This window comes from Flavobacterium calami (assembly GCF_038290035.1).
Classification (GTDB): Bacteria; Bacteroidota; Bacteroidia; order Flavobacteriales; family Flavobacteriaceae; genus Flavobacterium; species Flavobacterium calami.
Map to the genome: position 1 here is coordinate 16,385 of NZ_JBBYHS010000001.1, position 19,554 is coordinate 35,938.

Genomic DNA, 19,554 nt, shown 5'->3' on the forward strand with positions numbered 1-19,554 from the left:
AAAGCCGTTAAGTCTTGATTTTGCTGGGTTTTTAGTTTTCTAAAATTGGAAGTGCCACGATTCTGCCACAAAACTCAGATTAATGATTTTTATAACATTTATTAGAAATAGAACTAGTTTTTATTTATTTGAAAAACAAGTAGTTATACTTGTTTTAGGATTAATGCAGTTCGTTATATTTGTTTTAGTGTTTTAAAAAGACACTATTTTTCGGATTGTTAACAAAATGCCCTAGCATTAAATAATCAAGTGAAATAATTATGGATAATGTATTTAAAGTTGTTAGTGCACTCTACGCTAATACTTACCCATCTGTCAATGCAGTTGGGCCGACAGGGAAGAAAAACAACACCATTTTAATGGGCTCTTTTGTCAAACTGCTTGATGGTAAAGTTGGGCAATGGCAGAAAATTTATGCTTTCGGAACAGAAGGCTGGATAGACGAAAATCAACTCAGTAACACCAGTGGGTTTAAATGTTTTTTTGTTGATGTGGGACAAGGAGATGGCGCGTTAATTGAAATTGGAAATGAACAAGAAGGTATGAAAATACTCATTGACGGTGGACCTTCTGATAATCTTGCCCGATACCTTAATCACTACCAGTATAAATACTATTTCAATAACAGTAAAAAGGTTCGCATAGACTACATATTTATCAGCCATTTTGATAAAGACCATTACCAGGGACTTATCGATATTATTAATGATCCTCACTATGAGTTTGGTACTATTTATCATAATGGCATCGGTAAGTTTGATATTGATAAAAAACCTTTCCCTGCAGAGTACAATACCACATTAGGTGCTACCGTAAATGAACAGGGAATAAGATATTTGAAAACACATTGTAATGACCTTGACGACTTAAATTCCCTGCAAGCTGCTGGTGGCATGCAAAACCTGCTTGAAAAATTTTTGCTAGCGGTCAATTCAGCTTTCACGCAGGGAAGATTGAAGCATTTTAAAAGAATTGATTATAATACTGAAGATTTGTCCTGGGTTATTAACGAAGTTTCATTTAAGATAAAAATTCTTGGCCCTGTAACTTCACAAATATCTTCCGGTTTAGCATATAAATATTTTGATGATCCTGCTCATACGGTTAATGGTCACAGTTTAGTTTTAAAATTGATTTATGGAAACAGGAGCTTTCTTTTTGGAGGAGATCTCAATATACCTGCAGAAGATCATTTATTAAATCACTATCAGGATGAAAATCCATTTGAAGTTGATGTGGCCAAGTCCTGTCATCACGGAGCGTCTGAATTCACAACAGATTATATGGGCAAAGTAAATCCCTTGGCTACAGTTATCTCCTCAGGTGATAATGAATCCTATTCACATCCACGAGCCGATGCTATTGGTTGTGCGGGCAAATATTCGAGGTCCAATAGACCACTTGTATTTTCAACAGAACTGGCAAGATCCTCAAACGTCGAAACAGATGAAGTGCTTTATGGCATGATCAATCTTCGTTGCGACGGGGAAAGAATTATTATGGCTCAGATGAAAGAGTCTCACTCTAAAGGAAATGTATGGGATCTTTATGAAGAAGAATTGAATCCTTAATGAACTTCAAATAGTAGGCCAAAATGTCTCAGACTATGCTAAATAGAATCATGGCAACAGTTTTAAATCAACCTTTCACAAAAAATGGAATGAGTTTTTTCTAACCATAAAAAAGCCTTAGAAATCTAGATTTCTAAGGCTTTTAAATTTTACTAGAGCGGAAAAGGTGCTCGAAACTTCATAGAAAATAACTAAAATGAGCAACTTTTTAATATACTCTAACCTCGACTAATTAAGTTTTGATTTTATTGGATTTTTGATCATTCAAAATATCTTGTGCCATGATTATACCACAATATTTGTGACGACTGTTTATTGGTAAATTCGCCTTAGCTCATTGTGGCAGAAAAGGTATTAGGTAAAGGTCGTTGGCTCCATTCAAAGGCCGCAAAGCAAGTAGTCGGAATTCGTTCATATGTTTGAAGTATTTAAATGAAATTCATTTTATCATTTTGAACATCGTTTAACTGCATGTAAATTATTTGTTTTTTTTTATTCTATTAGATCATCAAATAGGCGAGATACAGGTTCAGTTCTAATTCCATTGTAAGTACTTTTCTATGCATTCTTTAAAATTGCATTTTTTTAAGTTATGACCTGTTCCCTTATAACTCTTGACATGCCATCAATGTTAAAATGACATGTGATAAGTCAGCAGTGGTTCATTAAATTTCTTCAAGTATTTTCTCTGATATATTTTTGTACCTGTAATCTTTGAGCATTATATTAAAAAGATTCCAATAACATCTGGCGCATTTCTTTACTTTTTGAGTTGTCATGGAATATCTTTCAGTTTATATTACTGATCCAAAGCTTAATGTGTGGCATTTGTCAATTTTAACGGCAATATTAGGATTGGGTCACAGACAGGGGCAGGGTAGGAGGATACAAGTCAGCCGAAGTAAAATTATGGAAATGACGCATGTAAATACACTGCCGACTTATCACAAATATTTTAAACAGCTGCAGGATTTAGGTTATATTAAATACAGCCCGTCTTATCATCCGGGTTATAAAAGTGTAGTTAAACTATATAAAAAGAGGCTATCTCAGAATTGTTGAGATAGCCTCTCTGATTTTAATTACGATATGAAAGCGAGTTTCAAGAAGTTATGTTGTATTTGTTTTTAATTGCCTGGATTTCTTTTTCAAGTCTTCCGAGAACCGCTAAATCTGGTTTTGAAATCTTGGAAGCGTTTTTGTTCAGCTTTTTATTCAGAATAGACATTTCACGGCCGATTGTAGCCTGCTCAGTTATAGCATATGCCTCAGTCTGTTTTACCGATGCATGACCCAGCAGTTCTTTAACTACATTAATAGGGACGTTGTTATTTAATGTCACAGTGCTTCCAAAAGTACGGCGGGCCATATGCGTGTTTAATGTAAAAGGAAAGCCACACAAGACTGCCACCTCTTTTAGATACTCATTCATTTTCTGGTTGGATGAAACAGGAAGCACGGTTCCACGCTGGATACACAGCGGGTGCTCTTTATATTTTTCAACTATTTTCAGTGCTTGGGGAAGAAGAGGTACATTAAATGATGAGTTTGTTTTCTGCCTTTCGGACATAATCCATAGATTTCCATCTATGCCTTCTTTGATATCAGTTTTCTTTAATTGATAAGCGTCTATGTAAGCCAGGCCAGTGTAGCATTGGAAGACAAATACATCCCTTACGACATTGAGCCTGTCAGTTGTGAAATAATGACTTTCAAGTTCGTACAATTCCTGTGCGGTGAGTGGTTTTTTTACCAGTTTTGTTTTACGTCCCTTAAAGTTCTTAAATGGGTCCTTGGTGATTAATTCTTTATCAATGGCGCGGATTACAATCTTTTTGAAATTTGCAATATACTTTAGGGTTGTGTTGTTGCTGCAGTCGCGTACAGTTCTAAGGTAAAACTCGAAGTCCTTTACAAACTCGAGATTCAAATCCGCAAATTCAAGATCGTGCTTTTTAAGCTTGAATTTTATAAACGCACAAATGGTTTTTAGTAATGGTAAAGCGGTCAAGGGTGCCTTTTGCATAGCCTTTTCCAAGAAGCGCCTCCATTTCATCATTATGCTTTTGAAATTCTTCGAGCACCTTAATCTTTGGCGCTGTCCTTCCCAGAACCTCGTCCATAATTTTCTCAGCGGTTATGGTTTTGCCGCTGTACATCATTTCGGTTTTGATTTCATTGATTTTTAAAGTCAGCGAATCCAAAAAGAAGTTCAGCGACTTTGCATCTTCCTTTGAGCCGACCGCTCTTTCGAACCTTTGATCCCATCGTGTATTATCCTATTTTCTCTTAGTTGAGCTTTCCTTACGGATACCGTCAACAGTGATTCTGAAATATACGATCCATTCTTTACTTTCTATTTTGGGTCTTTTTAAAAAGAATCCCAAACCAAAACTGCTTTCCAACATAATCCTACTTTTTAAATTAATAAATGTAGAATAATATTACTGCCAAATCAAGTCGTTAATCTCGTTAACCCCTATGATATAAGGGATTTTTACTGTTTCTGGTGCACTTTTCAGCGCGCCGGAAAGTGCACCGATTCTGCACCTTTAATTTTGTGAGCTTTTATAAATATTGAAAATAGGCCTTAAACGAAAAAAACCTGCAAATCGTTGAATTTGCAGGTCTTCAGACATTTTTTATGGCTTTTTGAAAAGATTGAAAACTTTATGTTTTCCACCTTTTCGGCCTTTCCGTGGGGAGAGCAGGATTCGAACCTGCGAAGTTCACACAGCAGATTTACAGTCTGCCCTCGTTGGCCGCTTGAGTATCTCCCCGATCTCAGCTTGTTGTGCTTTGTTGTTCTAAGCGGTTGCAAATATAGTAACGTTTTTCATGTTTGCAAACAAAAAATGAACTTAATTTTAAGTTATTTTTTAATTGTTTGGTAGTGAATAAAATAAAACTGTACATTTTATCAAATATTTTAATTTTTTATTTCAATAAGTGAATTATGATTCTTTTTCACTTAATTAATTGAACACCTAATCATAACTCATCTAAAATTTATCCCGGAAGGATATCGAATATATTAAAAAACGAGTTCTGAAAAATAGTAAAGATTTGATAAAACATTAAATGACTGTAACAACTTTTTTAGAGTATATTACACAAGCTTTTTCACGTGATTATTTTGGATATATTTAATTTTGAAAATTAAACAAAAGTTAATTTATTTTATTTAATGTATTTATTCTTAAAAAAATAATTTACTTATTTAAAAATAATTAAATATTTAACAAAAAAATCAAGTATTTTTGAAAATATATACTGAATAAATATTTTACAGCGTTCATTTTGACGATTATTTTTGCTTTTTATCGAGTAAATTTCTTTTGGAATAAGTTTGAATATATTTTAGTAGTATAAAAATTATAAAATACCCCAAATCCTTTCATGAAAAAACTACTACTTATCTTAACCATTACCATTTCTTTAGAAATGTTCGCGCAGACTCCCATTTATGAATTTAATTTCAACGGTAATTTGCACAATACTGAAAACACAATTTCGTTCATGGGAACAGAAAATTATGTAACTGATCGGATGGGAAAAGAAAAAAGTGCTCAACGATTGATAAACAAAGCTTTGGAAGCTGTAATTGATAACCTTCCGCAAAAGGACAAACCCAGAACTATAATAGTCTGGATCAAAATGAATGACATTTCTGCAGCAAATTATATTTGGGGATATGGAGAGGCTTCAAGTTCTCAATATTTTGGACTCTTGCAGCAAGGTACCGCAACTCCTAATGCTGATTTAAGTCTGGCCGCCTGGGGATCTTCAAATGATATCATAATAAATGTTCCTTTGGTAAAGGATACTTGGTATCAATACAGTGTTACGTTTGATGGGAATGTTTCAAAGATATACCGAAACGGAGAATTACTAAAATCTGAAAAACTTTCATCACTTAATACACAAGGAAATATTTTTAGATTAGGTGAAATTCATACTAAAATTGGTATTAACGCTGATTTTGATGATTTAAAAATTTATAATAAAGCTTTATCTGAGAAAGAAATACAGACATTATATAGTATTGAAAAACAAACTCTTTCTGTTGTAGCAGTAGTAAATGAAAAGATCGAAGCAGCTGGCAAAACTCCACAAAATACAACTGCAACGACTATCATAAAATCAAATTCACTGGATACAAAAAAAATAGAAGTATTTTCTCAGGGAAAGAGAATACTAAGTAATGATGCCAGGGAAATAAACTTAAATGAACTTCAGGAAGGTATATATTTGTTAAAAATTACAAGTCCTTCTTCAAAAAAAACGACATCTAAATAACAAGAAAGGCCATTCATTAATGAATAGCCTTTCTCTTTTTTATTCTAGTTTTAAAAAATTGTAATTAAAAAAAAACAGAAATAAAATAATTTTTAAAGTATTTTTTTAAAGTAAAACTTTTACGAATTTTTTGAATTACTTTTTTTTGGTGTATGTCTCTTAAACAATTCAATTCATTTGTCTTAATAACAAGAAAATAAATTTCACGGCTTATCCTTTGGTTTGGTATATCTCTTATAGAAAGTTTTCAATTTTAATTCCTTTAATCATTAATCCTTTTGATAAACTGATAAAAACAATTCTAGTGTTTAACCCTCGGTGTTACTCTTCTTTTTTCTGTAGTTGAAACATATGAATAAATCATTTGCCCATTATTTTGTGTTTTGTAATTCGAAACCATCAAAAAATGAGCGACAAAATTTTTAAATTTTCTCAAAAAAGGTCATTTTTTAGGTTAATAAATCAGTGAAAGAAAATCAATCTTTAAATCAATAAAAAAAAATGTATCTCATTGATTTCTAGGTTGTAAAATTACTTCTTTTTTTTAAAAGCAAATGTTAAAAAGTGTTATTTTTTACTTCGGAGTAAGAATTATTTATTAGAAACACATTGCAGGGTAAACTAAGTGTGGGACAGGAATAGGTAAAAATGTAAAAATGGTTTATTTTTACACTTTAAAATTTAAAAATAAACATAGTAATGGATTGGATAACCGCAAGAGAATTTGAAGATATAACATACAAAAAATGTAATGGTGTTGCAAGGATAGCTTTTAATAGACCAAATGTCAGAAATGCATTTCGCCCAAAAACAACTTCAGAGCTGTATCAGGCTTTTTATGATGCTCAGGAAGATACTTCAATAGGAGTAGTTTTGCTTTCTGCAGAAGGTCCTTCTACAAAAGACGGAATTTATTCTTTTTGCAGTGGAGGAGATCAGAATGCGCGAGGACATCAGGGATATGTTGGTGATGACGGACAGCATCGTCTGAATATTCTTGAAGTGCAGCGCTTAATTCGTTTTATGCCAAAAGTAGTAATTGCCGTTGTTCCGGGATGGGCAGTTGGTGGCGGACATAGTCTTCACGTGGTTTGCGATATGACACTTGCCAGTAAAGAACACGCTATTTTCAAACAGACTGATGCTGATGTTACCAGCTTTGACGGTGGATACGGATCTGCATACTTAGCCAAAATGGTTGGACAGAAAAAAGCACGTGAAATTTTCTTTTTAGGAAGAAATTATTCGGCTCAGGAAGCTTTTGAAATGGGTATGGTAAATGCCGTTATTCCACATGAAGAACTTGAAGCAACAGCTTACCAATGGGCACAAGAGATACTTCAAAAATCTCCAACTTCTATAAAAATGCTAAAATTTGCCATGAACCTTACTGATGACGGAATGGTTGGTCAACAGGTTTTTGCAGGTGAAGCAACGCGTCTGGCTTACATGACCGAAGAAGCAAAAGAAGGAAGAAATGCCTTTTTAGAAAAAAGAAAGCCTAATTTTGGCGAAAATAAATGGTTGCCATAAAACAGAAAGCTTCAGGCTGTTAACCTGAAACTTGAAACCTGAAACAAAAATTTAACTAAAAAAACAGAATGAAACATTGGATAGAAGCCGCCAGATTGCGCACATTACCTTTATCAGTTTCCGGAATTATAGTTGGAAGTATTTATGCTTTATCTAATCCAACAGAAACAATCAATACACCAACTGAAGTGTTCAGCTGGAAAGTTTTTGGCTTTGCTCTCTTGACAACATTAGGCTTACAGGTTTTGTCTAATTTTGCAAATGATTACGGAGATGGTGTAAAAGGTACAGATAATGCAGACAGGGTAGGGCCACAAAGAGCTATTCAGAGCGGAATTATCACTGCCGAGGCGATGAAAAAAGCCATTATCATTACTTCTTTGTTGACATTGCTATCTGCAATTATCTTAATTTATTTTGCTTTCGGAAAAACTAATTTTGTGTATTCTCTCTTTTTCTTATTGCTGGGAATTGCTGCAATTGCCTCAGCAATTCGTTATACAGTTGGTAATTCTGCTTATGGATACAAAGGATTTGGAGATGTATTCGTTTTTATTTTCTTCGGACTCGTTAGTACTTTAGGGGTGAACTTTTTACATACGAAAGAAATCGATCCACTTTTAATTTTACCGGCTATTTCAATTGGTTTACTGAGTGTCGGCGTTTTAAATCTGAACAATATGCGTGATGAAGAATCAGACAGAAAATCAGGAAAAAACACAATCGTAGTTCAGATTGGTGGAGAAAAAGCTAAAATTTACCACTTTTCAATAATTATCACTTCGATGATTTTAGTCGTTGTTTTTGCTGTTTTAAGTGATTACAGGTTTGATCAGTATCTTTTTTTATTAGCTTACATACCTTTAACTAAACATTTAATTACAGTGTATAAAAATCAGAACCCGAAGCTTTTGGATCCTGAATTAAAAAAATTAGCGCTAAGTACTTTTTTACTTTCTGTATTATTAACAGTCTGTATGATTTCATTAATTTCTGACATTATTGTAAATCTATTTTTAGGAGGAAGATAATCGTTTCACATTAAAATTTTATAAAATGAAAATTACATATTTCGGCCACGCATCTTTAGGAATTGAAGTAGGAGGGAAGCACATTATAGTTGATCCTTTCATTACAGGAAATCCACTGGCATCAGCAATTGATGTAAATACATTAAAAGCAGATTACATTTTGCTTACACACGCACATGGCGATCATGTTCTGGATGTTGAGACAATTGCAAGCCGAACGCAGGCTACCATTGTTTCAAATGCAGAAATTGCCAGTTATTATGCAAAACTGGGTTTCAAAGCGCATCCGATGAATCATGGCGGTAGCTGGAATTTTGACTTTGGAAAAGTCAAATATGTAAATGCTGTGCATTCCAGTTCATTTCCGGATGGCAGTAACGGCGGAAATCCGGGTGGTTTTGTTATCGAAGGGGAACACAAAAACATCTATATTGCAGGTGATACAGCCTTAACATTCGATATGAAACTCATTCCAATGCGTACAAAACTGGATTTAGCAATTCTGCCGGTAGGAAGCAATTTTACAATGGATGTTGAAGATGCCATAATTGCATCGGATTTTGTAGAATGTGACAAAGTTCTGGGGTATCACTATGATACTTTTGGCTATATCGAAATCAACCATGAAGAGTCAATCCGTAAATTTTTCGACAAAGGTAAAGATTTAATGTTGCTTGAAATCGGTGAATCTATAGAACTCTAACCTTTTAATTTCAAGTATAATAATCAAAATCAGGAGCTGTTTCCTGCTGTCCGCTGTATCTTTTTCCTGCTAAAGAAGCAGGAAAAAGGATGCCGCTTCCATCAGGGCTAAGACTTCAGTTTTCATAAGAAACTTTCTAAATCATAGTTTCACCAAAATTCTAAGGTAATACTAAAAAATACCTTTCTAAATCTGTGTTATTTAATACCAGAACTCAAAAATCTAAAACAAAAACAATGTCTAAACAATTCGAATCATTAGGAATTTCAGCACCAATTTTAAAAGCTTTAAACGAATTGAATATTGTTGAGCCAACAGAAATTCAGCAAAAAGCAATTCCTTTACTTTTATCTGAAATTCACGATCTGGTTGGTTTAGCCAAAACAGGAACCGGAAAAACAGCAGCTTTCGGATTGCCTTTATTACAATTAATTGATACAAACTCATCAGTTATTCAGGCTGTTATACTAGCACCTACAAGAGAACTTGGTCAACAGATTTTCAAGAATCTGGAAGATTTTTCTAAGCACATACCCAATATTTCTATTGCGTCTACTTGCGGTGGAATCCCGATAAAACCTCAAATAGAAAGACTTACACATCCAACACAAATTGTGGTGGCAACACCGGGACGTTTAATTGACTTAATTCAGAGAAAAGCAGTCGATTTGAAACAAACCCAATATTTGGTTTTAGACGAAGCAGATGAAATGGTTGCTATCCTTAAAGAAAGCTTAGATGAAATCGTTGCAGAACTTCCTAAAAAACACCGCACTGTATTGTTTTCTGCAACCTTGCCAGGAACTATAAAACAACTGATTCAGAATTACTTAAACAAAAATGTAGTTCAGGTTAGTGTCGATATGGAAACTACCGGGAATCAGGAAATTGAACATGAGTATATTGTAGTAGATCCTATTGAAAAATTAGATGTTCTGATGCATTTTTTAAACTCCAGGGAAGGAGAACGCGGAATTATTTTCTGCAAAACAAAAGCAGCAGTCAATAAATTAGCTAAAAATTTGGCTATAAATCGTTTTTCATCAGGAGCGCTTCATGGTAGTTTATCTCAGGGAATCCGTGACAGAATTATGGAGCAATTTCGTGAAGGGCATATCAATATTTTAGTAGCAACCGATTTAGCTGCCAGAGGAATAGATGTAAAGCAAATATCCTATGTCGTAAATTATCATTTGCCTGACACTTACGAAAATTATGTCCACAGAAGCGGAAGAACCGCAAGGGCAGGAGCCAAGGGACTTTCATTAACCGTTTTACAACAGGAAGAAGTGCCTGAAATTGCCGATTTTGAAAGAGAATTAGGTTTAAAATTTACTGAATTCAAAAAACCTTCAGCAATAAGTCTCGAAGAAAACAATACGCTTTTATGGGCGAAACAAATTTTTAAAACCAAACCAAATCATGACATTTCTGCGGATTTAAAAACTAAGATAAAAACTGTTTTTCATCATCTTACAAAAGAGGAGCTAATTGAGAAATTATTGGCTAACTATGTTTTACAGAATAAGGTTGAAATAACCGAAAAAGAAGGTAAAAAATCCAAAAAGTAATAATCGTAGAAACTGGTTTGTTATAGATTTAAGCTTTAAAAGAAAACCTCAAAAAAGATATTTTAACAATATCGTTATAGTTTAAAAATCTGTTAAAAAAAACAAAAAGAAATGTTTTTGACGTTTTGCATTCCTAATTATTGTTGTACTTTTAAAAGGTATTTTAAAACCTACATAACAATATTAATAATATGAATATAGTCATCATTGGAGGTGGTTTTGCAGGATTAAATCTGGCAAAAGAACTTGTAAATCATCCTCAGATACGAGTAACGCTTGTAGATAAAAACAACTATAATTTCTTTCCACCACTTATATATCAGGTTGCAACAGCTTTTTTAGAGCCATCAAGCATTAGTTATCCTTTTAGAAAATTTTTTGCAGGAAAAAAGAATCTCCAATTTCGTTTAGGCGAATTGTTGTCTGTTGTTCCAGCGGAAAACAAAGTAATTTTAAGTAACGGTGAGCTTACTTACGATCATTTAGTTTTTGCTACAGGAGCTGAAACAAGCTACTTTGGTATGGAAAACGTAATGAAGAACGCCATTCCGATGAAGACCTTAAATGATGCCATCGTAATGCGAAATACATTGCTTAAGAATCTGGAAAAAGCAGCTATTTGCAAAGAAATCCGTAAACGACGTAAATTATTAACGATTGTGGTTGCTGGTGGAGGCCCGACAGGAGTAGAGGTCTCTGGTATGTTTGCTGAAATGAGAAAAAATATTCTTTTAAAAGAGTACCCGGAATTAGAAACTACTGCAAGTAATATTTATTTGGTTGATGGTGGTGATGCTTTGCTTGCGCCAATGAGCGAAGCTTCTCAAAAAGATACTTTAGACGCACTTACTAAATTAGGCGTTGTAGTTAAATTAAACAGCAAAGTAACAGATTATGTGGATGATACCGTTTATTTTGAAAACGGTGAGACTATTAAAACTAAAAACTTAATTTGGGCTGCCGGAGTTTCTGCTAAAATATTTGAAGGCATGTCTTCGGAGAGTTACGGTCGTGGAAGACGAATGGCAACTGATGCTTTCAGTAAAGTGAACGCTACAGAAAATATTTATGCAATTGGAGATACCGCTATTTTAACAGCAGATGCAAATTTTCCTAACGGACATCCGCAGGTAGCACAGGTTGCGATTCAGCAAGGAATAAATCTGGCTAAAAACTTTAAAGCTTCACTAGAAAACAAACCACTTAAACCATTTATTTACAATGATAAAGGTTCAATGGCTATTATCGGAAAAAACAAAGCTGTGGTTGATCTGCCAAGTCCAAAGATGCATTTCAAAGGATTTTTTGCATGGTTTATCTGGCTGTTTGTGCATTTGATTTCATTAATCACATACAGAAACAGATTAAACACATTTTATAACTGGATGGTTGCTTATTTTGCCAGAGATCAGTCTCTCAGAATGATAATCAGACCAGATAAGAAAGTTTAAAAAAATCCGGAATTTATTTCCGGATTTTTTGCATTTATAATTTAGTGTGAAGTTTGAATATTATCGTTGGATGATATTTCTATTTTTTGTTTGATAAAACGTTTTCCAATATTTAAAATAATAAAAGCAAAAATAGTTGTCATAGTCATTATGGCTACCATTGGAACAACAGAATCTTTAACAAAAACGCCAATCATAAAAGATATAAAAGCACCTATGCCTAACTGAATTGCACCCATCAAAGCAGAAGCGCTACCGGCGTTTTTAACAAAAGGAGCAATGGTAAGTCCGGCTGTGTTTGGATTTGAAATTCCCAGGCAGCCTAAAAACAAAAACAGCATTCCGATGGTTTCATACAATCCCAAAAGATTATTCAGAGAAAGTATCAAAAAAACAATACTTATTATGGACTGTGAAATCAAGGCGCCAAAAATCATTTGCTCACTGGAAAATTTCTTTAACAAAACCGAGTTTAATTGACTTGAACCAATAAAACTGACAGATAAGAAGGCGAAAATCCAACCATAAGTTTTAGCATCAACATGATAAATATCCATAAAAATAATAGGAGAAGCAGCTACATACGAAAATAATCCTGAAAAAGCGATTGAACCTGTAAAGGCATAAGTGTAAAATTGTGGTTCTTTTATTATTTTTAAAAAATTTGAAATAATTGGTTTCGGTTTTAGAGAAATAGAAGTATCAGGTTTGTAAGTATTTGGTAATCCTAATTGAGAAGCTGCTAAAATTAAAATTCCCATGCACATGAGTATCAAAAATACCATGTGCCATCCATAATCAGCTGTTACATAACCTCCAATAGTCGGAGCAAGCATTGGTGACAATCCCAAAACCAGCATTAACAAAGAAAAAACTTTTGGTATATCTTTTACAGGAAACAGATCCCGTACCATAGCTACAGAAGCCACTGTTGCTGCGCAGCTACCGATAGCCTGAATGAACCTAAGAACTATAAAAGTATCAATATCAGCTACATATACACACCCTAAAGAAGCTAAAATATAAACCAGTAAGCCAATAAACAGCGGTTTTTTACGGCCAAAGCGATCCAATAAAGGCCCATAAAGCAATTGTCCGGCTGAAATTCCGATAAAATAACTAGATAAACTCATGGAAACTTTTGCCACAGTTGTATTCAAATCTTCTGCAATTCCGGAGAAACCAGGCAAATACATATCAATTGAGAAAGGACCAAGTGCTGTTAGCGAACCCAAAATAAGGATTAATTTTATATATTTTTTTGTTGTCATTTTCTTAAATGATTGCTTTTAATTTTTTGCAAAGGTAAAGATTTCATACCTTGTTAAATAATTAAACTAATTTTTAAACAAGCTTTGATTATGTTACGCAGGGATTTGTTATAAAACATTTTAAAATATTAATCTTAAAATTTATGAATTATGAAAAATTTCATTTTGTTATTAGCTTTAATTTTCTCGACAATTTCATTTGCACAAACCATTACTTCAAAACAAGAAGAAGCAAGTACGGCTCAGTATGATCTTCTAAAAAAAGTAAATGAATTTTATCCGGATATAACTTTAAACAAGACAATCACAAATTTTTATGCTGATGGTAAAATAATTGATTCACAGCAACAATTTAATTTAAAGGGAACCAAATTTACAAGCTATAAATTAGGTATTGAACCAGATAATAAAAAGTTATTATTTGAATATGTATCTGCAGAATCCGGAAAAGTTTACGGAGATGTAACAATTTTCAAGGGAAATGCTTTACGAACAACTTTTTATGAAGAAAAAGGCGAAATTGAAGTTTCTTTAAATGGAAAAGCTGTGTATTCTAAAAAACTTTAAAAGAATATGTAATAAAAGCGTGTATTTAGCGCTTTTATTACATATACACTCTGAACTATAATTTATATTATGTAAAATAGAATTTCTGTTAAACTTTTCACTTTTTGAAATAATCAAACGTTTTATTCTCTTCTATTTTTAAATTAACATAATTTAATGGCTGTATAATGAGAAATATTAGGTGTAGACAGCTACAGTCATTATGTTTTTTTTTTATAAAAAAATAAAAATTCATAAATAATTTGTTTTAGCTATCAATATGAAATAGTGATTTATTATTTTATTATTTTTACATTTGACTATATTAAATTTACTATGAACACAATTGCTGAGCATATAGCGGATTTTTTAAAAGAATATCCACCTTTTAACAATTTGACATTTCAGGAACTCTTTGATATTGCGACCAATATACGTGTAATAAATTTAGAAAAACACGCCGTATTGTTTCAAAATGATGATGCACTTCATGATAGTTTTTATGTTGTTTCTTCGGGAATTATAAATCTTACAACAATTGCTGATGCCGAAGAAACTATAATAAACAAATGTCATGAAGGCGATGTTTTTGGTCTGCGTCCTTTTTTTGCAAAGAACAACTATATGATGACAGCGAAAGCACGTGAGGAAAGTATCGTGTATGCTATTCCGATTGCTGTTTTCAGACCCTTTGTTGCAAATAACTCAGATGTTTTAAATTTTTTACTTGAAAGTTTTGTTACAAATTCACGTCATACAAAAGATAGTGTGAATTCAGGTAGCAAATTGGTTTCTGAAGGCGTTTTTTATGCAGATCCGCAATCACAAATGCAATATATTCAATCTCTTTCTTATAATAATTCACCACTCACAACCACCGGTGATAAAATAGTTAAGGATGTTGCTATTTTAATGACAGACTCAATGGTTGATAATATTGTGGTTTGCGAAAATAATAATCCTATTGGTATTTTAACTGATGCCGATTTATCTTCTAAAATTGCTACTGGTCGTTATCCAATTACAGAGAGAATAGATAAAATTATGTCATCACCTGTAGTTACCGTTATTGAGAATGTTTCTTTGGCGGAAGCTCAGTTATTAATGCTGAAACACAATGTAACTCATTTATGTGTCACAAAAGACGGTACTAATAAATCTGCTGTAAAAGGGATTATTTCTGAACACGATTTAATTGTTGCTCAGGCCAGTAACCCGGGTGTGTTAATTAAAGAGATTAAGCGATCGCAATTACCAAAAGATTTAAAACAAATTCGTGAGCGATTATCAGATTTGATTCAAAATTCAATTCAAAAAAACATTCCGATTTCACACATTTGTAATGTGGCCAGCGAAATAAATCTGGCACTTATAAAGCGCGCAGTCGAGTTAACAATTTTAGATTTAGGCTCCCCTCCTGCTCGTTTTGCATGGTTAAGTATTGGAAGTCAGGGAAGAAAAGAACAGCTTTTGCTTACAGACCAGGATAGTATTTTAATTTTTGAAGATGTTACTCCGGAAAATTACCGGGAAGTTAAAGATTATTTTTTAAGACTTGCCAAAAGAACGACTTCCCTATTAGAGAAAGTTGGTTATGAGTTTTGTCCAAATGGTCACATGGGAAGTAATATGTTATGGTGTAAATCATTGTCTGACTGGGTAAAACAGTATAATAGCTGGATGAATACTCCAGGTGAAAACAGTAATGATCTAAGCAGTATTTTCTTTGATTATGAAATTGTTTTTGGTGAACCTAAAATCGAAGAGGCTATTGAAAATGTTATTTTTAAGAATGCAATAAATAATCCGTTGTTTTTTGATTTTTTAGGAAATGATGCACTAAAGAAAAATTCACCTTTAAGTTTTTTTAAAAAATTTATTCTTGAAGAAGAAGGGCCTCATAAAATGAAGTTTGACATTAAAACAAGAGCATTAATGCCTTTGATTGATGCTGCAAGATTATTGATACTTAGTGCAAATATCAAGGGGATTAAAAACACTTATCTCAGATTTAAACAACTTGCCATTTCTGATTCAAAAAATGCGGAAATATATTTAAGTTGTGCAGAAGCATTTTTAACGCTGTTAAAATTCAGAACCGTTGAAGGAATAAAAAATGATGATTCAGGTCAATACATAAATATAAAGGAACTTTCTAAAACAGATAAAGAAAAATTAAAAAATGCGCTTGCTCCAATGCGTGATCTGGAGGAATTAATTAAAAGCAAATTTCAACTTACACAATTTTCATAAATATGCTGGACTGGCTGAAAAACATTAATAAAGAATATCCTGATTTTTGGAAAAACTATCTCGGTAAGTTTGAAACCAAACCTAATCGCTTTGTAGTTCTATGTACAGAAACATCTGGATTAAATCCTGTAAAAGATGTAATATTGTCTATTGGCGCTTTTGGGGTCGTTAATGATAGTATAATTATTCAGGATAACTTTGAAGCTGTTTTGTTACAGTATAAATATTTACATGATAACGGATTATCAAATGAATTTATAATTGAAAGTAAAATGACAAAGCTTCAGGAAACTGAAGCTCTTCAGAAGTTTATAGATTATTTAGGAAACGCTGTTTTAGTCGGTCACCACATTAATTTTGATATTGAAATGATAAATGCGGCATTGGAAAGACTTGATTGTGGCAGATTAAAAAACGAAGCTTTGGATATTGATGTAATGTATAGAAAACTAACCGACATCAATGATAAACAATTTTCACTAGATGATTTATCTGAAATATATAAAATTCCAAAAAGTGACAGAAATTCTTCAGCAGAAGATGCTTATAAAATTGCTTTGCTATTTTTAAAATTAAAATCCAGACTGGGAATCAAATAATAAAAACTCATATTGAATTTCCAGTCTAAAATAGTTAATTCAAGCAAATGCAGGATTTTTATCACTTCTATTAAAAAAAAAGCTCAATTAAATAATTATTTTATGAGCAATTATATCTCCTAGATTATGCACTAATTCTGTTAGAGCCTAGGCTATTCTGCGAGTTGCGGGGACATCGTCATGAATTAAACCCTGCTTTCTTAATGCCATCGATGTATATTTACAGTAATTTTGTACCATATTCTAAATCATAAGAAGCACAAATTGTCTTAAAAGGAAGTTAGTTAGGTTTGTGTACAGGTAACAAAGCCAGCATCTAACCAACCTGCCAAAAGCATTCTGAAGAAAGATCCATGCCTTTCTGTCCTTATTACCTTATCAATCTTTTGTCTATTTAAGGAATTCAGCAATAGCACAAGACATTCTCCTCTTCGATTCGGATCATTTAAAAGAGGAGTAATGTCTTTAAATAAAATTCTTTTTTTAGGAAAGTACTGAATATCACGGATATAATTTTTTATTGTCATTTTTTTTAAATTTTATATCATTTTTTGTTTGCACATCCCACATTTATGCTTATATTTGCACCCGCAATAAGCAATCAATAAAGCTACAAAAAAACAGCTAATTGATAATAAAAAGGCCTCGTGGCGCAACTGAATAGCGCATCTGATTACGGCTCAGAAGGTTACTGGTTTGAATCCAGTCGAGGTCACTTAAGGAGACAACTATATAGTAGTTGTCTCTTTTTTTATACTCAAATATCTAGGTTTTTCAAGCCTTTACATCCTAACATTTTATGGTTCGATATTTTCGCAAGGAATCCTTAGTCTGTTTGAAATAAACAGTCTAAAACTAACTTTATCTGAGATTTAATAGAAGCTGAACGATGGTTCGAAGTCCCTTTAAGGATATAGGATTTTTTTCTCTTTTGGTTTATCGTAATTTTTTGATACTAAATATAGTAATTCCAAAATAATTTTGGCTTCCTTCTCATCTACCTGAATACCGTTCTTTGAAAGAATAATAACGGCTTTTTCTACTGAAACATTCTTCTCAATGAAATTCATTTTTTTTATTGGTTTTTCGGTTACTTTTTTTTGATAGTATTTTCAAAAATGCTTGATTTAGATTTAAAGAAAGTGTTCCTGTTTTAAAATCAATATTAGTAGGTGGAATAAGATTTACCAGATGCCTTTTGTCTGAGGTATCAAATTCAGAAAATCTTTGAAAGATTTCGACTAACGCTTTCTCTTCTACTTGATTTTTTTTATCGATGGCTTTTAATTTAACGACAATATCACGTGCTTCCTTTTTAAGATTTTTGGTACTGACTTGATTCTCTTTTTTTAATTCATTGTAGTCATCAATTTTTAATATTCCGTCTATAAATAATTTTCTGCCTCGAGAAAGCGTTACTCCCTCCTCTTTTATTTTCCTCTTTAATACTTTTTGAGCGTGTAAATAACTTGCTTTCTGTGTCTTTATGTTCTGGTCTTCTAAAATGTCCTTAAATAATTCAATTGCATTATTTGAGAGTATCAATTGTTGAAGTTTATTTTGATAACAATCATTAAGAAATTCCGCGTCTATTCTTGTTCTGCAGCCATCACGGCAATGATAGTATGGATATTTTTTTGATCGCCCTTTTGATAAACTTCCGCCAAGCTTTCGATTACAAACAGGACAGGTTAAAAAACCTCTAAGAAAAAATAATGATTGTAAATCATCTCTTTTAGCAGTAGTTCTTCTCTTTGTATTAATAACAAACTGAACCTGATTAAATAAAGACTCTGCTATTAAAGGTTCGTGCAATCCTTTTACCATCTGCTCTTCACTAGAGTCAAGTTTGACCGGTATAAGCCCACAATAAACTGGATTGTGCAAAATCCTGAAAAAGTGGGATCTTGAACATATTAAGCCTTTATCATTAGCTATTTTCATGATTTCAGTTATTTTATGATCATTCTTGGCAACTTGATAAAAAGCCCATTTTATAATTTCGGCTTCAGGCTCTTTAGGTGCAATAGCTTTTTTGCCATCTATTGCTGTCAAATTCATAAATCCTAATGGTGCCTTACTAGGATATCTACCCATCAACTTCGCTCGACGAATGCCATTTGAAGTGTTTTGAGCTCTCCGAGTATTTTCTGCCTCCGGAACAGCTAAATATACAGCCAGCATAACTGTGCTTTCCGGTACAGAGAAATCAATTGGCTGGTCAATAGCCTTTGCTGTTGTTTTATATTTCCGAAGCTTTCCAATCATTTCGTAAGCACATTCAATATTACGACTGAATCGATCCCATTTAATAAATATTATATTTTTATCTTCTTCTGATGATTTCTTTTTAATTTCTGAAAATAATTGATTCCATTCTGGCCTATTGAAATTCTTTGCAGAGAAATCTTCACGATAAATTCCTTTGACTTCGATATCGTAATATTTACAATACTTCAATAGTCTGTCCTCCTGTTCTGGCAAGGAGTAACCTTTTCTTTTTTGTTCGTCCGTACTTACACGAACGTATAAATAGGCTGACTTCATATAATTATATATTTGTTAGATTTACTAATAAATAATTTTAAATAAATGAAATAATTAATTAAAAACCATTTCATGCACTTTTTGCAGCACAAAAATTAAATTTTAAAAATCGATATATTATCCCGTATCGATTTAAAAAACGATAAAAAACCAGTATAGAATATGCCGCTTCAATTATC

Annotated in this window: 17 protein-coding genes and 2 tRNA genes; 12 read left to right on the forward strand and 7 right to left on the reverse strand. The window is 32.8% G+C overall.

All coding sequences use genetic code 11. From position 1 onward, the window contains the following. Positions 1 to 260 precede the first annotated feature (260 nt). Both AAEO57_RS00045 and AAEO57_RS00050 read left to right on the forward strand, forming a co-directional pair. Positions 261 to 1,571, forward strand: coding sequence for a ComEC/Rec2 family competence protein (locus AAEO57_RS00045; RefSeq protein ID WP_341688221.1), 1,311 nt, complete (start codon positions 261 to 263; stop codon positions 1,569 to 1,571). Between the two features lie 777 nt (positions 1,572 to 2,348). Then, positions 2,349 to 2,633 carry a hypothetical protein gene (locus AAEO57_RS00050; protein ID WP_341688223.1) on the forward strand — a complete coding sequence of 95 codons (285 nt, stop codon included), beginning with the start codon at positions 2,349 to 2,351 and terminating at the stop codon, positions 2,631 to 2,633. Positions 2,634 to 2,673: 40 nt separating this feature from the next. On the opposite strand, the gene AAEO57_RS00055 is transcribed toward AAEO57_RS00050, so the two are convergent. From AAEO57_RS00055 to AAEO57_RS00065, 3 genes are all read right to left on the reverse strand, one after another. Continuing rightward, entirely contained in the window at positions 2,674 to 3,627 is a 954-nt protein-coding gene (locus AAEO57_RS00055; protein WP_341688226.1) for a site-specific integrase, read from the reverse strand. A 223-nt stretch (positions 3,628 to 3,850) separates the two neighbouring features. After that, the gene (locus AAEO57_RS00060) at positions 3,851 to 3,979 is read right to left on the reverse strand and encodes a hypothetical protein (protein ID WP_341688228.1); all 129 of its coding nucleotides are present in this window, start codon (positions 3,977 to 3,979) and stop codon (positions 3,851 to 3,853) included. Positions 3,980 to 4,270: 291 nt separating this feature from the next. Further along, positions 4,271 to 4,351 (reverse strand) — tRNA-Tyr (locus tag AAEO57_RS00065). A gap of 619 nt (positions 4,352 to 4,970) precedes the next feature. On the opposite strand from AAEO57_RS00065, the gene AAEO57_RS00070 reads away from it, so the two are divergent. The 6 genes from AAEO57_RS00070 to AAEO57_RS00095 all read left to right on the forward strand — a co-directional run bounded on the left by AAEO57_RS00070 (position 4,971) and on the right by AAEO57_RS00095 (position 12,159). After that, on the forward strand, positions 4,971 to 5,870 hold the full coding sequence (locus tag AAEO57_RS00070; protein ID WP_341688230.1) for a LamG-like jellyroll fold domain-containing protein: 900 nt from the start codon (positions 4,971 to 4,973) through the stop codon (positions 5,868 to 5,870). A gap of 699 nt (positions 5,871 to 6,569) precedes the next feature. Next, positions 6,570 to 7,403, forward strand: a complete 834-nt coding sequence (locus AAEO57_RS00075; RefSeq protein ID WP_341688232.1) for a 1,4-dihydroxy-2-naphthoyl-CoA synthase — start codon at positions 6,570 to 6,572, stop codon at positions 7,401 to 7,403. A gap of 68 nt (positions 7,404 to 7,471) precedes the next feature. After that, entirely contained in the window at positions 7,472 to 8,434 is a 963-nt protein-coding gene (gene menA / locus AAEO57_RS00080; protein ID WP_341688235.1) for a 1,4-dihydroxy-2-naphthoate octaprenyltransferase, read from the forward strand. A gap of 25 nt (positions 8,435 to 8,459) precedes the next feature. Next, a complete protein-coding gene (locus AAEO57_RS00085) occupies positions 8,460 to 9,137 on the forward strand; it encodes a metal-dependent hydrolase (RefSeq protein WP_341688237.1) in 678 nt (225 codons plus the stop codon). Positions 9,138 to 9,373: 236 nt separating this feature from the next. Then, on the forward strand, positions 9,374 to 10,708 hold the full coding sequence (locus tag AAEO57_RS00090; RefSeq protein WP_341688239.1) for a DEAD/DEAH box helicase: 1,335 nt from the start codon (positions 9,374 to 9,376) through the stop codon (positions 10,706 to 10,708). A 191-nt stretch (positions 10,709 to 10,899) separates the two neighbouring features. Next, complete coding sequence (locus AAEO57_RS00095; protein WP_341688241.1) at positions 10,900 to 12,159, forward strand: NAD(P)/FAD-dependent oxidoreductase; 1,260 nt, start codon at positions 10,900 to 10,902, stop codon at positions 12,157 to 12,159. 41 nt (positions 12,160 to 12,200) lie between these two features. Here AAEO57_RS00095 and AAEO57_RS00100 read toward each other — a convergent pair whose 3' ends face one another. Continuing rightward, positions 12,201 to 13,430: a multidrug effflux MFS transporter gene (locus AAEO57_RS00100; protein ID WP_341688243.1), complete on the reverse strand. Its 1,230-nt coding sequence runs from the start codon at positions 13,428 to 13,430 to the stop codon at positions 12,201 to 12,203. Positions 13,431 to 13,580: 150 nt separating this feature from the next. Between AAEO57_RS00100 and AAEO57_RS00105 the strand changes: the two genes are divergently transcribed. The 3 genes from AAEO57_RS00105 (at position 13,581) to AAEO57_RS00115 (ending at position 16,828) form a co-directional block, all read left to right on the forward strand. After that, entirely contained in the window at positions 13,581 to 13,997 is a 417-nt protein-coding gene (locus AAEO57_RS00105) for a hypothetical protein (RefSeq protein WP_341688245.1), read from the forward strand. Positions 13,998 to 14,312: 315 nt separating this feature from the next. Beyond that, positions 14,313 to 16,229: a DUF294 nucleotidyltransferase-like domain-containing protein gene (locus AAEO57_RS00110; protein WP_341688247.1), complete on the forward strand. Its 1,917-nt coding sequence runs from the start codon at positions 14,313 to 14,315 to the stop codon at positions 16,227 to 16,229. A gap of 2 nt (positions 16,230 to 16,231) precedes the next feature. Continuing rightward, complete coding sequence (locus AAEO57_RS00115; protein WP_341688249.1) at positions 16,232 to 16,828, forward strand: 3'-5' exonuclease; 597 nt, start codon at positions 16,232 to 16,234, stop codon at positions 16,826 to 16,828. A gap of 284 nt (positions 16,829 to 17,112) precedes the next feature. On the opposite strand, the gene AAEO57_RS20835 is transcribed toward AAEO57_RS00115, so the two are convergent. Next, entirely contained in the window at positions 17,113 to 17,355 is a 243-nt protein-coding gene (locus AAEO57_RS20835; RefSeq protein ID WP_423972131.1) for a type I phosphoribosyltransferase, read from the reverse strand. A gap of 114 nt (positions 17,356 to 17,469) precedes the next feature. On the opposite strand from AAEO57_RS20835, the gene AAEO57_RS00125 reads away from it, so the two are divergent. Beyond that, a tRNA-Arg gene (locus AAEO57_RS00125) sits at positions 17,470 to 17,543 on the forward strand. A gap of 190 nt (positions 17,544 to 17,733) precedes the next feature. Here the strand turns inward: AAEO57_RS00125 and AAEO57_RS00130 are convergent. Beyond that, on the reverse strand, positions 17,734 to 17,898 hold the full coding sequence (locus AAEO57_RS00130) for a hypothetical protein (RefSeq protein WP_025572058.1): 165 nt from the start codon (positions 17,896 to 17,898) through the stop codon (positions 17,734 to 17,736). Continuing rightward, entirely contained in the window at positions 17,885 to 19,375 is a 1,491-nt protein-coding gene (locus AAEO57_RS00135) for a recombinase family protein (RefSeq protein ID WP_341688255.1), read from the reverse strand. Before AAEO57_RS00135 ends, AAEO57_RS00130 begins: the two co-directional genes overlap by 14 nt. Between the last annotated feature and the right edge of the window lie 179 nt (positions 19,376 to 19,554).